Here is a 13,787-nt window from a genome sequence, read left to right as displayed (position 1 = left end):
ACCGGACAGGCTAGCTGTCCGGTTGATGCGACGTCTCATGTGAGGCGGTGGAGGCCTGGAGAGGTGCGCAGTATCTGCAGGCGTTATTCTGCGGGTAAGGTTGGAACGTTGTTATCAAACCAGGTTTGATAGATCTTGGCGTAGGTACCATCAGCAACGATTTTTTTCAGCCCAGAGTTAATCTTCGCGCGCAGCTGATCGTTGCCTTTCGCGACAGCGATCCCGAAATACTGGCGTTCAAATTTGGCATCGGAAACCAGATTGAACTGTTTTTCAGGGTGAGTCTTAATGTAAAACTTCACCACGCCCACGTCGCCAACCGCGGCGCCCACACCATCTTCATACAGCTCTTGTAACATTAACGGGGTGTTATCAAAGCGCTTAATCGATGTACTGTTTTTGCCTAATACATCGGAGACCACGATATCGGCGGTACTGGAGTTCACGACACCGACTTTGTGATCTTTCAGCGCAGCAATCGAGTCGATCGTTGAGCCTTTAGGCACCACGATGGACTGCTCGGCTGGGAAATACGGTGCGGAGAAATCGACCATTTGCTTACGTTTGTCGGTAATCGTGATACCGGAAATGATAATGTCGCGGTCGCCGGAGTTAAGGGTCGCGAAGATCCCTTCCCACGGCGTATTGATCAGCTTGATATTAAAATTCTCCGCCTTGGCGATCGCTTTAATAATATCAATATCAAAGCCTTCCAGCTCTTTCTGCGCGTTTTCAAATTCAAAGGGACGATAGGTTCCGCCAGAGCCAACAACGTAAGTGGGTTCTGCAGCGAAGGCGCTGGTGGGGAGTACGGTAGTGGATAGTGCGGTGGTGAAGAGCGCACCAACGAATAACAATTTTTTGAACATGGTTTTCTCCTGGTTTAAATGTAAAACTTTCTTTTTTTATGCACTTTGTATGCATAAAAATACACAGATAGCATTAATGGTTCAACTGACGTTTTTCCTATGGACGGTTTTAGCCAGGCGGACGCGATGTTCTTGCATCTTCTGACGAATAGAAAGTACGAGAGGATGAATGGACGACGTGAGTGTGTCGTGGGCGCGCGTTTGGCGTGCTCTTCTGCCCGAAATATCCCCATTTGGGCACGTGGCAGGGTGAATATTGCCTCCCACTGCCGGACACAGTGGAGTCGAAACAAAAGTTATGGGATGATTAGGCGGTTTTTCAGGGGGCGGGATGGGAAAGCTTACGCTGTTATTATTGATATTGCTTGGCTGGCTTCAGTACTCACTGTGGCTGGGCAAGAATGGCATTCATGATTATGTGCGGGTGAAAGATGATGTTGTTGTCCAGCAGGGGAACAATGCCAAATTAAAAGACCGTAACGAACAGCTGTTTGCTGAAATTGACGACCTCAATGGCGGACAGGAAGCGATTGAAGAGCGCGCACGCAATGAGCTGGGTATGATTAAACCCGGTGAAAGCTTCTATCGTCTGGTGCCAGAGTCGAACCATCGTAACGCGAATACGACGTCATCTAATAACGCTTCATCCAACAACACACAACGTTGACGCATGCAGACACCACGCCTTTCCCCGCCTGACATTGTTGCCGTTTTGCCCGCCGCGGGTAACGGCAGCCGGATGCAAAACGATCGTCCTAAGCAGTATCTGACGATTGGCAATGATGCGACCGGACATAAAACCATTCTTGAACATACTATCGACGCGCTTTTACGCCATTCACGCGTGCAGCGTGTCGTCGTCGTTATCAGTCCTGATGACGCCTTCTTTCATACCCTGGCGATTGCCAACGATCCCCGTATTTGTGCCGTGACGGGCGGGCAGCAGCGTGCGGATTCCGTGCTGGCTGGGCTGTCTGCTGTTGCCGATAGCGCATGGGCATTAGTGCATGACGCGGCGCGTCCGTGTCTGCATCAGGACGATCTGACGCGCCTGCTGGCGATTGTCGAGCAGAGTGACGTTGGTGGAATTCTGGCCGCGCCGGTTCGTGATACCATGAAGCGTGGCACGGACGGGTTTATCGATCGCACGGTAGAACGTAACGATTTATGGCATGCGCTGACGCCGCAGCTTTTTCCTGCGGCGCTGCTGAAACAGTGCCTGCAACGGGCGCTTCAGGATGGCGTTGCCGTCACAGATGAAGCCTCCGCGTTGGAATACTGTGGCTATCGGCCGCAAATTATCAGCGGACGCTCGGATAATATCAAAGTCACTCGTCCAGAGGATTTGGCATTAGCCGAATTCTATTTAACCAGTTTGCAGTAACCTCATTTTATTCGCTAAATTTATTCGTTAAATACAGATAAGGAGAACGCGCGATGCGTATCGGTCACGGTTTTGATGTCCATAAGTTCGGTGGAGAAGGTCCGCTGGTGATCGGTGGCGTGCGAATTCCTTATACTCAAGGCCTGCTGGCCCATTCCGATGGGGATGTGGTGCTGCATGCGGTAACCGATGCGCTTTTAGGAGCCGCCGCGCTGGGCGACATTGGTAAGCTGTTCCCTGATACCGATCCGGCCTTTAAAGGCGCGGACAGCCGTGGCCTGCTGCGTGAAGCCTGGCGTCGTATCAATGAAAAAGGCTACCAGTTAGGCAATCTGGACGTCACGATTATTGCGCAGGCGCCGAAAATGGCACCCCATATCCCGCAAATGCGCGTGAATCTGGCGGAAGATTTGCAGTGTCACATGGACGACGTCAATGTGAAAGCGACCACGACAGAACAGTTAGGCTTTACGGGTCGCGGCGAAGGCATTGCCTGCGAAGCCGTTGCCCTGCTGGTGAAAAAAGAAACGGGCGAAATTGTTGCGTGGTAAGCGATTGTCTTATCAGTCATAGAAAATTAACAGTATAAAAACAATGTCGTGGCCGTGCGTCATCCGGTCATGCACCTTGTAGGATAATGATGGAAAATAGCGAACAACTCGTCTGGTTGCACGGTGAACCACAGGCTACGGGTTCATTGAAATCCACTGCTGAAGATTTTCTGGTGGTGGAAGATCTGGGGTTTCAGCCAGATGGTGACGGTGAGCAGGTATTGGTGCGCGTGCGCAAGCGCGGTTGCAATACGCAATTTGTGGCCGAGATGCTGGCGAAATTTGTTCGTCTACCGCTGCGTGCCGTCAGCTATGCGGGCCTGAAAGATCGTCATGCTGTCACCGAACAGTGGTTCTGCCTGCACATGCCGGGAAAAGAGACGCCAGATTTCTCCTTGCTGGCGCTTGAAGGCTGTGATGTGCTTGAGGTGACTCGCCATCGTCGCAAGCTGCGGATCGGCACGCTTCGGGGTAACCATTTTACTCTGGTGCTGCGTCAGGTCAGCGACCGAAACGAGGTTGACGATCGCTTGGCGCTGATTGCGGCAAAAGGCGTGCCTAATTATTTCGGCAGCCAGCGTTTCGGGCGCAACGGAAATAATCTTGAGCAGGCTCGTCTTTGGGCAAATAACGAGATTCGGGTAAAAGAACGTAGTAAGCGGAGTTTTTATCTTTCCGCCAGCCGCAGTGCGATGTTTAATCAGGTTGCCAGTGCACGACTCGCGGGGCAGCAGGCGAAAACTGTCTTGTGTGGTGACGCATTGCAGCTAACCGGGCGTGGCAGCTGGTTTGTGGCTAAGTCTGACGAACTAGATGTTTTACAGACGCGCCTTGATGCGGGCGAACTCCAGATTACTGCGCCGCTGCCTGGTGATGGTGAACTGGGTACGCAGGACGACGCACGGGTATTTGAAGAACAGGCTTTGGTCGGACAAGACACGCTGTGGTCTTTGATTAAGCGTGAGCGGGTCGAACCTGCCCGGCGTGCGGTGTTGCTGTATCCGCAGCAGATGCACTGGGAATGGCAGGACGATGCGACTGTGGAAGTGAAGTTCTGGCTACCTGCGGGCAGTTTTGCGACCAGCGTGGTGCGTGAATTGCTGCATTCACAACAGGATACCGATCTCGGTGCCTGATGTACTGCGCTACGTTTTTGCAGAAAATGGTTGAAGAGAATAATGCCGGCAGCCGTGCAATAGCGGCGGCTGGTTTACCCCTGTGCGGGAAAATTGCTGTATTGGTGACGAGGTTAACCAGAGCTGAGGTCGGCGGGGAATGGTAAACAAGCGTATAGAAACGTTGTTGGCGCAGCTGCGCCAACAGGGCATTCAGGACGAGCGTCTGCTGAAGGCGATAGAAGCCGTACCCAGAGAACGTTTTGTTGATGAGGCTTTCGAGCATAAAGCGTATGAAAATACCGCTCTGCCTATTGGTTCCGGCCAGACGATTTCGCAGCCCTATATCGTTGCGAAGATGACGGAACTGCTCAGCCTGACGCCCGAATCCCGCGTGCTGGAGATTGGTACTGGGTCGGGTTATCAAACGGCAATTCTCGCGCATTTGGTGCGGCACGTTTGCTCGGTTGAGCGCATCAAAGGGCTGCAATGGCAGGCTAAACGTCGCTTAAAACAGCTTGATCTGCATAATGTTTCTACCCGTCATGGCGATGGGTGGCAGGGCTGGGCATCGCGCGGGCCGTTTGATGCCATCATCGTGACTGCTGCACCGCCGGAAATTCCTCGAGCGCTGATGGAACAGCTTGATGAAGGCGGTGTGATGGTGTTGCCCGTCGGTGAACAGTCACAATACTTACAAGTTGTTCAACGCCATGCTGGCGAATTTATTATTCAAACGGTTGAAGCTGTTCGGTTTGTTCCGCTGGTCAAAGGGGAATTAGCCTGATACCGTGGCGTTGGTATGCATTTGTTGTTAAGTCTTTAAAATTTCAACACAACTGTTTTATAGTGCGAACTTGTTGATATTGTTAGCATCTAATCATCGTGGTGCCTTTCTCGTTTTGCTTATGCGCCAGCGATGGTGAAGTAGCGATCTTTCTCGTTCCAACTAACGAATAAATCACCGGATACCGGTTACGCTACAATCACTTACGCTACGGGCAGTTGAGCCACGGCTAGTTAAGCGAGAGCAGATGCGAGGCAGACATGCCCGAATTGAGTTCTGAGCATTACTGTTTTTTGAATGTTATATAGCCTAAATAATTCGAGTTGCAGGCAGGCGGCAAGCGCACGAATCCTCAGGAGCTTACATCAGTAAGTGACTGGGGTGAGTAAGAGAAGCCAACGTACATGCAGCTTGAAGTATGACGGATATAGTTACTTTTTTGAACGCTATAGTTATAGGGGAGTAAGGCGCATGGGAAGCCGAATGATGAATTTGCGTCACATTGCTGCTTGTACGGTGATTGTCTTAGGATTGGCGGGATGTACCAACAATAATTCCAAATCCGCACCGATTAGCAGCGTTGACGGAAATACGGGCAACCGAGGGGGAATGTTATCTGCGCCACCATCACGCATTTCAACGGCGGGTGAAAGCGTTGCAACAACGTCCGACGGACGCATTGTTTACAACCGCAGCTACGGCAATATTCCGAAAGGCAGCTACAGCGGCGGCAATTCCTACACTGTTAAACGGGGCGATACCCTGTTTTATATCGCGTGGATTACCGGTAATGACTACCGGGATCTGGCGCAGCGCAACAATATTCCTGAGCCGTACAGCCTGAATGTGGGGCAATCACTGAGCTTAGGCAGCGGCTCTGGTAACAACGTTTCGGGCGGCGGCCTGATGAGCGGTGGTGGAATGCTGGCAACAACTGATGCCACCCGAAGTGGTGTACCAACGCCGCCATCAAGTGCGCAAATACAAACTACATCGGTTGATTCTCAGTCAACTAATGCGTATTCTGGTAATCAGGGTAAACAGAATGTAGGTAAGATGTTACCTACAACAGGGGCACCAACAACCGCTCCTGTTTCCGCACCAGCGGCTGTTGCCAGCAGCAATACGGCTGCTGTCGGCAGTTGGCGTTGGCCTACCGATGGGAAAGTCATAGATAGTTTTTCCTCTTCCGAGGGGGGAAATAAAGGGATTGATATCGCCGGCTCACGTGGGCAACCGATCACCGCAACCGCCAGTGGGCGCGTGGTGTACGCGGGTAATGCGCTACGTGGTTACGGAAATCTGATAATCATCAAACATAATGATGACTACCTCAGTGCCTATGCCCATAACGATACGATGCTAGTCCGTGAGCAACAAGACGTCACGGCAGGACAAAAAATCGCTACGATGGGCAGTACGGGCACCAGCTCAGTTCGCTTGCACTTTGAAATTCGTTACAAGGGGAAATCCGTAAACCCGCTGCGTTTTCTGCCGCAGCGATAAATCGGGCAGAGTATTTCGGTATTCTGCCAAGGGATCACGGGTAGGAGCCACTTATGAGCCAAAGTACGCTGAAAGTTAACGAGTTACATGAAGATACCGATTTCGAAGAAAATGGACTTGACGTTTTTGACGATAAAGCGCTGGCAGAGGAAGATACCAATGATAATGACTCGGCGGAAGACGAGCTGTTATCGCAAGGGGTCCCACAGCGTGTCCTTGACGCAACACAGCTCTATTTAGGAGAGATCGGCTATTCGCCGCTTTTAACCGCAGAAGAAGAAGTTTATTTTGCCCGACGCGCGTTGCGTGGCGATGTCCCATCGCGCCGCCGGATGATCGAGAGTAACCTGCGGCTGGTGGTGAAAATTGCCCGCCGTTACAACAATCGTGGTCTGGCGCTGCTGGACCTGATTGAAGAGGGGAACCTTGGCCTGATCCGTGCGGTTGAAAAATTCGATCCAGAAAGAGGATTCCGTTTTTCAACCTATGCAACCTGGTGGATTCGACAAACGATAGAACGGGCGATCATGAATCAAACCCGAACCATCCGTTTGCCGATTCACATTGTCAAAGAACTCAACGTTTATCTGCGCACCGCGCGCGAACTGTCTCATAAACTGGATCACGAGCCGAGTGCGGAAGAAATTGCCGAACAGCTTGATAAGCCCGTTGATGACGTCAACCGCATGCTGCGTCTGAATGAACGTATTACTTCCGTCGATACCCCGCTGGGTGGTGATTCGGAAAAAGCGCTGCTGGATATTCTGGCAGACGAAAAAGATAACGGACCTGAAGACACCACTCAGGATAACGATATGAAGCAGAATATCGTTAAATGGTTGTTTGAGCTTAATGCCAAACAGCGTGAGGTGTTGGCGCGTCGTTTCGGCCTGCTAGGGTACGAAGCGGCTACGCTGGAAGATGTGGGTCGTGAAATCGGTTTAACGCGTGAGCGTGTTCGCCAGATTCAGGTTGAAGGCTTACGTCGCCTGCGGGAAATTTTGCAGGTTCAGGGGTTGAGCATTGAAGAACTGTTTCGTGAATAATTCGTGACGCGTTACTGATGTCTTGAAATAAAAAATGGTGGGGAAACCCACCATTTTTTTTATGCCTGTATTCGCCCTTTCGCGTGAAAGGGCGGTCCGACGGCGATTAGCGGACGATATTCGCCAGCAGGAAATCGATGATTTCGCTGGTTTTAATCATTTGCTTTTCACCGACCCGACGGTTCTTATATTCAATCTCTTCGCTATCCAGATTGCGATCGCCAATGACGATGGTATGCGGCACGCCAATCAACTCCATATCGGCGAACATCACGCCCGGACGCTCTTTACGGTCATCAAGCAGAACTTCAATGCCTTTAGCGCGCAGCTGCTGGTAGATATCCTCAGCCACTTCCTTCACGCGGAAAGACTTGTGCATGTTCATTGGCAGAATAGCAACGTGGAAAGGTGCAATCGCATCTGGCCAGATGATGCCGCGTTCGTCATGGTTCTGTTCAATCGCCGCTGCGACAACGCGCGTCACACCAATACCGTAGCAACCCATCGTCAGCGTCTGGTTGCGGCCGTCTTCACCTTGAACCGTCGCTTTCAGCGCTTCAGAATACTTGCTGCCCAGTTGGAAAATATGGCCCACCTCGATACCGCGTTTAATTTGCAGTGTGCCTTTGCCGTCTGGACTGATGTCGCCTTCAACTACGTTACGGATATCTGCAACCTGCGGCAACGTAACGTCACGTTCCCAGTTGATACCAAAATAGTGTTTGCCATCAATGTTCGCGCCAGCGCTGAAATCGCTCATCGCCGCAACGGTACGATCGACAACAACTGGAATCGACAGCTTGACCGGGCCAAGTGAACCTGGGCCTGCGCCGATGGTGGCACGAATTTCTTCTTCCGTTGCGAATGTCAGCGGGCTGGCAACCTGAGCAATTTTCTCTGCTTTGATTTCGTTCAGTTCGTGATCGCCACGAACCAGCAGCGCAACCAGTTTATGGCCGCTTTCTTCCGTTGCTTTAACCAGCAGTGTTTTCACGGTTTTTTCTACCGGCAGCTTAAACTGCTCAACCAGCTCGGCGATGGTCTTGGCATTTGGCGTATCAACCAGACGCAACTCTTCTGTCGCTTCAGCGCGGCCTAACTTCGGCGCAACCGCTTCTGCCAGTTCAATGTTTGCTGCGTAGTCGGATTCCGTTGAGAAAACGATATCGTCTTCGCCGCTGGTCGCCAGTACCTGAAACTCATGGGAGGCATTGCCACCGATAGAGCCGGTATCCGCCTGAACGGCTCTGAAATCCAGATCCATACGGCTGAAAATCTGGCTGTAAGCGGCGTACATTGCGTCGTAGGTGACCTGCAATGATTCCTGTGAAGTATGGAAAGAGTAGGCGTCTTTCATCAGGAATTCACGTGAACGCATCACGCCAAAACGCGGGCGCACTTCATCGCGGAATTTGGTTTGAATCTGGAAGAAATTCAGCGGCAGCTGCTTGTAGGAGCTGATTTCATTACGAATCAGGTCAGTAATAACTTCTTCATGTGTTGGGCCGAGTACAAATGGGCGCTCACCACGATCGACAAAGCGCAGCAGTTCCGGGCCATATTGATCCCAACGTCCACTTTCCACCCATAAATCGGCAGGCTGAACAACTGGCATGGAAACTTCAATCGCGCCAGCGTTGTTCATCTCTTCGCGCACGATATTTTCAACTTTTCTCAAAACACGTAAACCGGTCGGCAACCAGGTGTAAAGGCCTGAGGCCAGTTTACGAATCATTCCTGCCCGGAGCATCAACTGATGGCTGATGACTTCTGCATCGGCTGGCGTCTCCTTGAGTGTGGAGAGCATGTATTGGCTAGTACGCATGGGGTTTTAGTTCCGTTAGAACGACAAATAGCATAGGGCTGCCGCGCAGCCGAAGGCACATAAAAAGTGGCTTAGTTTACCAGCGTGGGCGACGTGTCAAAAGAGAGCAGGGACAATTTTAGAATATATTGCTGCGGTTCGTGTATTAACACGTGTGCGACGGGTCGAGACTTAACACTTCGGTTTGTTCTTCGCATACGCGCCAGCGCACATTGAATTCCAATAGTAAAACGGCGTATTCCCGAGTAGTACTTTCCCCTTTACGGTAGGCGGGGCGCGGATCCTGTGCCAATACCTGCGAGATAAAGCGTTTTAACTGGGGATATTTCTTTTGGTGTTCTGCGATCTGGCTTTCTGCAAGGGGGGAAAAAGTGACTGGCATCGCGGCATCGGGTGCCATTTGGGCAAAGCCCGCTCGCGCCTGAGGATGGCTTTCTGCAAAGGGTAGATAAGGTTTGATATCGATGACCGGTGTGCCATCGACCAGATCAAGACTGCCTAATTCTAGCGTAATGGCATCGCCTTTTGTTCGGATCCCTTTTAATTCAACCAGCGACATGCCAACAGGATTGGGGCGGAAGGTGGAACGTGTAGCGAAAACGCCCGTACGTGTGTTTCCTCCCAGACGCGGTGGTCGAACTGTCGGACGCCAGCCGCCTTCCATCGTTTGATGAAAGATGAACAATATCCAAATATGGCTGAAATCTTCCAGCCCCCGCACACAGTCTGCCTGATTGTACGGCGGTAATAGCTGAAGCTCTCCGCCTCCATCTTCAATCAGACCTGGCTGCCGCGGAATGGCAAACTTTTCTTTATACGGTGAGCGGATAATCCCGATCTGATTGAAAACAAATTGACTCATTGTGCAGAAACTTTCAGCGCAGTGCCTTGGCAAACGACCTGGCTGTAGCAACCCGCTACGCCGCTGACGGTTTGGCATTCATGCAGTAAAACCGCATTCGCTTTCATTGCCGTTGCGCGGTTTTGCATTCTTTTACGCGCATTTGCCGCGTTAGGGGGAGAATCCTGAGCGCTAACCTGACATGAGGAGCCTGAAACTTCGCCCATATCACGGAAAGGTTTACCGACTAATTCTTCTGCACTTTTATATAACACCGCTGGCGTTGGGCGAGCCACAGGCTTCGGTTTAGGCGCAGGTTCTACAGTTTTGGTTTCAATAGCGGGTTGAGGTGTCGGTGCCGGTGGCTTCTGAAATAAAGAACAGCCTGTTAGCGACATGGCCAACAATATAAAGGGAACAGCACGCATTAAGGATTCCTCTGCTTTTTCTCAAAGAGCGGGTATTGAAGCAAGCAATTGCATAAATAACAAGACGGGCCGTAGCCCGTCTTACAGATATCTTTTAATTAAACGCGTTAGGGTGGGATTACCAGCCTTTCACTGCGCCGCCATTAAAGATTTTATTTGCTGCGTCATTCACTTCATCAGACTGATAAGCCTGAACGAATTTCTTCACGTTTTCAGCGTCTTTGTTGTCTTCGCGTGAAACCAGCAGGTTTACATACGGAGAGTCTTTCTCTTCAACAAACAGGCCGTCTTTAGTTGGCGTCAGGTTAATCTGGCTAGCGTAAGTGGTGTTGATTACAGCCAGCGCGATTTGTGCGTCATCTAAAGAACGTGGCAACTGTGGTGCTTCCAGCTCAACCAGTTTGATGTTTTTCGGGTTTTCGGTCACATCCAGTACGGTTGGCAGCAGACCAACGTTGTCTTTCAGTTTAATCAAGCCGACTTTTTGCAGCAGCAGCAGAGAACGACCCAGGTTGGTCGGATCGTTTGGCAGCGCAACTTGAGCACCATCTTGCAGCTCATTCAGCGATTTGATTTTTTTGGAGTAACCCGCGATTGGGTAAACAAAACTGTTGCCGACAGAAACCAGCTTATAACCACGATCTTTGATCTGCTGATCCAGATAAGGTTTGTGCTGGAAGGCATTCAGGTCGATGTCGCCTTTGCTCAGGGCTTCATTTGGCAAAACGTAGTCGTTGAATGTGACCAATTCAACGTCCAGGCCGTATTTGTCTTTCGCCACTTTCTGCGCGATTTCCGCTACTTGCTGCTCTGCACCAACAATAACGCCGACTTTAATATGATTAGGATTCTTTTCTTCCTGACCACATCCCGCTAGCGCCAGAGCACCAATAAGTGCGCCAATGGTCGCAATAGATTTCAGTTTAATCGCCATATCCTTACCCCTAATTAATTATTCTCTTGGCAGATGCCTGTATGGCAAATGCGTATTGTGATGACTACTTGTGTGTGACAGCTTTTACTGCCCTGTCGCCGCAGAATTGAATCAGGTAAACCAAAACAACCAGTAATATTAATACCGTATTCATGACCGTCGCGTTATAACCAATATAACCATACTGATAACCAATTTGACCTAAGCCGCCTGCGCCCACGGCTCCACCCATAGCAGAATAGCCTACGAGTGTGATTAGCGTGATAGTTGCGGCATTAATGAGTCCCGGTAATGCTTCCGGCAGTAATATTTTTCTGATGATTTGCATTGGCGTTGCACCCATCGCACGGGCAGCTTCGATCAGGCCGGTAGGAATTTCAAGCAGCGCATTTTCCACCATGCGAGCAATAAACGGTGCGGCACCGACGGTGAGAGGAACGATAGCCGCTTGCAGACCAATCGAGGTTCCGACAATGATGCGGGTAAAAGGAATCATCCACACCAGCAAAATAATGAACGGAATCGAGCGGAAGATGTTTACCAGTGCAGAAACGGTCCGGTAGAGTTTTGGGTTGGCGATGATTTGCCCCGGACGCGTGGTATACAACAATACGCCCACGGGTAAGCCAAGCACAAAGCCAAAGAAACCAGAAACGAACGTCATCGCGATGGTTTCCCATACTCCCTTAGCCATTAACCACATCATTGCTTCAGACATAACCCAGAACCTCAATTGTAACGTGACTTTCCTGCAGGAATTGGATTGCGGCTTGGATATCCGCATCGTTGCCGTGCATTTCTGCCAGCATGATGCCGAACTTGACGCCACCGGCATAATCCATCTGGGCGCTGATAATGTTGTTGTTGACGTTAAAGCGTCGAGCAACCTCGGACAGCAGCGGAGCATCCACCGATTTACCCGTAAACTCCATTCGTAATAATGGCGTGGTATCCGGGCGAGAGTCAGGAGACAGACGGGCGAGATAATCGTCTGGGATGTCCAGGTGTAACGTTGACTGAATGAATTTCTGCGCCAGCGGCGTTTTCGGGTGTGAGAAGACTTCGCTTACGGTGTCCTGCTCGATGAGACGTCCGCCGCTGATCACCGCAACCTGATCGCAAATGCGTTTCACCACGTCCATCTCATGGGTAATAAGAAGGATGGTTAGACCAAGGCGGCGATTGATGTCTTTCAGTAACTCAAGAATCGAACGGGTTGTTGCAGGATCCAACGCGCTGGTTGCTTCGTCACACAGCAGAACTTTAGGATTGCTAGCCAGCGCACGGGCAATAGCGACACGCTGCTTTTGTCCGCCAGACAAATTGGCTGGATACACGTCATGCTTATCAGCCAGTCCAACCAACTCCAACAACTCATTGACTCGTTTAGTGATGTCAGCTTTCGGCGTGTTATCCAATTCCAGCGGTAGTGAAATGTTGCCAAAAACGGTGCGCGAAGCGAGCAGGTTGAAGTGTTGGAAAATCATGCCGATTTGACGGCGTGCACGCGTCAGCTGGCTATCTGACAGCTGGGTCAGCTCTTGCCCATCGACCAGCACTTTCCCTTCTGTCGGACGTTCCAATAAATTGACGCAGCGGATTAGTGTACTTTTACCTGCGCCCGATGCGCCGATAACGCCATAAATTTGCCCGGTGGGAACATGAAGGCTGACATCAGCAAGCGCGGTAATGTTTCGCCCGTTTTGCTGAAAAACCTTAGTAATATTAGAAAGTTCAATCATATGTTTTTTATCGTGAGTGCCTATGGCTGGATAAATCAGTTTCTGTATTAACAGAATATGAAACGGATGTTAGGGCGTCTAGACGTCTAAGTCAATCGGGATTGTCATGGCTCTGCATTCTCCCTATGCGTGAAAACATGCGATACTACTGTGTAATTTAGGCATTCAGGAGCAAAGTCAGTGGCACAAAGCGTTCCAGCAGTTTTTCTTGATCGTGACGGTACGATCAATGTCGATCACGGTTATGTTCATGACATTGACCATTTTCAATTTATTGATGGCGTCATTGATGCCATGCGTGAGTTGAAAAGCATGGGGTTCGCGCTGGTTGTGGTGACGAATCAGTCCGGCATCGCCCGCGGTAAGTTTACAGAAGATCAGTTTATGCAACTGACGGAGTGGATGGACTGGTCACTGGCCGATCGTGGTGTTGATCTGGATGGCATCTATTTTTGTCCGCATCACCCTGAAGCTGGGGAAGATGAGTATCGCCAGAGTTGTGATTGCCGTAAGCCTGAGCCGGGCATGCTGCTTTCCGCACAGCGTGAGCTGAACATTGATATGGCAGCTTCTTATATGGTGGGAGACAAATTAGAGGATATTCAGGCTGCGATTGGCGCTGGTATAGGAAAAAAATTGCTGGTTCGTACCGGTAAACCCGTCACTGAACAAGGTGAGGCACTGGCTGATGGTGTGCTGGAAAGCCTCGCAGACCTGCCAAAATGGATAAAAACGCACAGTTAACAAGCGGAACGCATG

15 protein-coding genes are annotated in these 13,787 nt (G+C 50.7%); 8 read left to right on the top strand and 7 right to left on the bottom strand.

The window, feature by feature from the left end; all coding sequences use genetic code 11:
• Positions 1-83 precede the first annotated feature (83 nt).
• Positions 84-869: a basic amino acid ABC transporter substrate-binding protein gene (locus tag HP572_RS15295; protein ID WP_039466034.1), complete on the bottom strand. Its 786-nt coding sequence runs from the start codon at positions 867-869 to the stop codon at positions 84-86.
• 331 nt (positions 870-1,200) lie between these two features.
• Between HP572_RS15295 and ftsB the strand changes: the two genes are divergently transcribed.
• The 7 genes from ftsB (at position 1,201) to rpoS (ending at position 7,258) form a co-directional block, all read left to right on the top strand.
• A complete protein-coding gene (ftsB, locus tag HP572_RS15290) occupies positions 1,201-1,536 on the top strand; it encodes a cell division protein FtsB (RefSeq protein WP_010299850.1) in 336 nt (111 codons plus the stop codon).
• 3 nt (positions 1,537-1,539) lie between these two features.
• A complete protein-coding gene (gene ispD / locus HP572_RS15285; RefSeq protein WP_010681586.1) occupies positions 1,540-2,253 on the top strand; it encodes a 2-C-methyl-D-erythritol 4-phosphate cytidylyltransferase in 714 nt (237 codons plus the stop codon).
• Positions 2,254-2,306: 53 nt separating this feature from the next.
• Positions 2,307-2,804: a 2-C-methyl-D-erythritol 2,4-cyclodiphosphate synthase gene (ispF, locus tag HP572_RS15280; RefSeq protein WP_005973491.1), complete on the top strand. Its 498-nt coding sequence runs from the start codon at positions 2,307-2,309 to the stop codon at positions 2,802-2,804.
• Positions 2,805-2,893: 89 nt separating this feature from the next.
• Positions 2,894-3,940, top strand: a complete 1,047-nt coding sequence (truD, locus tag HP572_RS15275) for a tRNA pseudouridine(13) synthase TruD (protein ID WP_240583655.1) — start codon at positions 2,894-2,896, stop codon at positions 3,938-3,940.
• Between the two features lie 139 nt (positions 3,941-4,079).
• Complete coding sequence (locus tag HP572_RS15270) at positions 4,080-4,706, top strand: protein-L-isoaspartate(D-aspartate) O-methyltransferase (RefSeq protein WP_039470279.1); 627 nt, start codon at positions 4,080-4,082, stop codon at positions 4,704-4,706.
• Between the two features lie 483 nt (positions 4,707-5,189).
• The gene (nlpD, locus tag HP572_RS15265; protein WP_240583654.1) at positions 5,190-6,212 is read left to right on the top strand and encodes a murein hydrolase activator NlpD; all 1,023 of its coding nucleotides are present in this window, start codon (positions 5,190-5,192) and stop codon (positions 6,210-6,212) included.
• Between the two features lie 53 nt (positions 6,213-6,265).
• Positions 6,266-7,258: an RNA polymerase sigma factor RpoS gene (rpoS, locus tag HP572_RS15260; protein WP_010299820.1), complete on the top strand. Its 993-nt coding sequence runs from the start codon at positions 6,266-6,268 to the stop codon at positions 7,256-7,258.
• A gap of 106 nt (positions 7,259-7,364) precedes the next feature.
• Here the strand turns inward: rpoS and proS are convergent, their stop codons facing one another.
• The 6 genes from proS to metN form a co-directional block, all read right to left on the bottom strand.
• Positions 7,365-9,083 (bottom strand): proline--tRNA ligase, encoded by a 1,719-nt coding sequence (gene proS, locus HP572_RS15255; RefSeq protein ID WP_240583653.1) that lies wholly within the window; start codon positions 9,081-9,083, stop codon positions 7,365-7,367.
• A 145-nt stretch (positions 9,084-9,228) separates the two neighbouring features.
• Positions 9,229-9,945 carry a tRNA (N6-threonylcarbamoyladenosine(37)-N6)-methyltransferase TrmO gene (gene tsaA, locus HP572_RS15250; protein ID WP_240583652.1) on the bottom strand — a complete coding sequence of 239 codons (717 nt, stop codon included), beginning with the start codon at positions 9,943-9,945 and terminating at the stop codon, positions 9,229-9,231.
• Positions 9,942-10,352 (bottom strand): Rcs stress response system protein RcsF, encoded by a 411-nt coding sequence (gene rcsF / locus HP572_RS15245; protein ID WP_039361185.1) that lies wholly within the window; start codon positions 10,350-10,352, stop codon positions 9,942-9,944. Before rcsF ends, tsaA begins: the two co-directional genes overlap by 4 nt.
• A gap of 118 nt (positions 10,353-10,470) precedes the next feature.
• Positions 10,471-11,286, bottom strand: coding sequence for a MetQ/NlpA family lipoprotein (locus HP572_RS15240; protein ID WP_039272834.1), 816 nt, complete (start codon positions 11,284-11,286; stop codon positions 10,471-10,473).
• A 64-nt stretch (positions 11,287-11,350) separates the two neighbouring features.
• On the bottom strand, positions 11,351-12,004 hold the full coding sequence (locus HP572_RS15235; protein WP_205551377.1) for a methionine ABC transporter permease MetI: 654 nt from the start codon (positions 12,002-12,004) through the stop codon (positions 11,351-11,353).
• Positions 11,997-13,028: a methionine ABC transporter ATP-binding protein MetN gene (metN, locus tag HP572_RS15230; RefSeq protein ID WP_240583651.1), complete on the bottom strand. Its 1,032-nt coding sequence runs from the start codon at positions 13,026-13,028 to the stop codon at positions 11,997-11,999. Before metN ends, HP572_RS15235 begins: the two co-directional genes overlap by 8 nt.
• A 180-nt stretch (positions 13,029-13,208) precedes the next feature.
• On the opposite strand from metN, the gene gmhB reads away from it, so the two are divergent.
• On the top strand, positions 13,209-13,772 hold the full coding sequence (gene gmhB / locus HP572_RS15225) for a D-glycero-beta-D-manno-heptose 1,7-bisphosphate 7-phosphatase (RefSeq protein WP_240583650.1): 564 nt from the start codon (positions 13,209-13,211) through the stop codon (positions 13,770-13,772).
• Positions 13,773-13,787: the final 15 nt, after the last annotated feature.

It is taken from the genome of Pectobacterium sp. PL64 (assembly GCF_022477975.1).
GTDB classification, from domain to species: Bacteria; Pseudomonadota; Gammaproteobacteria; order Enterobacterales; family Enterobacteriaceae; genus Pectobacterium; species Pectobacterium jejuense.
Note: the sequence above shows the minus strand (reverse complement) of the source record. Positions and strands in the feature narration are given on the sequence as shown.